Origin of the sequence: Candidatus Jidaibacter acanthamoeba (assembly GCF_000815465.1) — a bacterium.
In the GTDB taxonomy this organism is placed as follows: Bacteria; Pseudomonadota; Alphaproteobacteria; order Rickettsiales; family Midichloriaceae; genus Jidaibacter; species Jidaibacter acanthamoebae.
On the sequence record NZ_JSWE01000182.1, the window covers coordinates 1 to 594 of the forward strand.

The window sequence follows — 594 nt, forward strand, 5'->3', positions numbered from 1 at the left end:
AGTGATAACCCATAGCATCTTTGGTTTTCCATTTTACCCGTCTATGATCTTGCTCTATTATGTTATTTAGATATTTGTTCTTTCTTATAGTTGTATTAGCAAACTTTCCTTCTTTTTGTAATTGAGTAAAAGCTAAAGTATATGAGGGATTAGCATATACCATAATACTTTTTGGTTCATAAGTATTTTTCTTATTGAGCAGTTTAGTTAAGAATAATTTAGCTGCTTTGTGATTACGTGTCTTGCTTAAGTAAAAATCAATAGTGTTTTTATTACTATCAATTGCTCTGTACAAGTATAGCCATTTACCTTTAACCTTGATATAAGTTTCATCTAGATACCAAGAAGAATTGGTAGATTTGACAAAATAGCTAACTTTCTTTTGTATTTCACAGCCATAATGCTGAACCCACCTATATATTGTGCTTGGACATATGTTTAATCCTCTCTCTTCCATTAACTCTGCTAAATTGCGGTAGCTAAGCCTGTACCTCGAATACCAGCGTATACATAATAATATAATCTCTCCTTCATAGTGGCGCCATTTGAAATCTACAGACTTGTACTTTTTCATATACATAATTATTAAGTTGC

At 31.3% G+C, this 594-nt stretch carries 1 protein-coding gene; it reads right to left on the bottom strand.

From position 1 onward, the window contains the following. On the bottom strand, window positions 1-574 hold a 574-nt coding region (locus tag NF27_RS08515), incomplete at its 3' end, for an IS6 family transposase (protein ID WP_039458341.1). Between the last annotated feature and the right edge of the window lie 20 nt (window positions 575-594).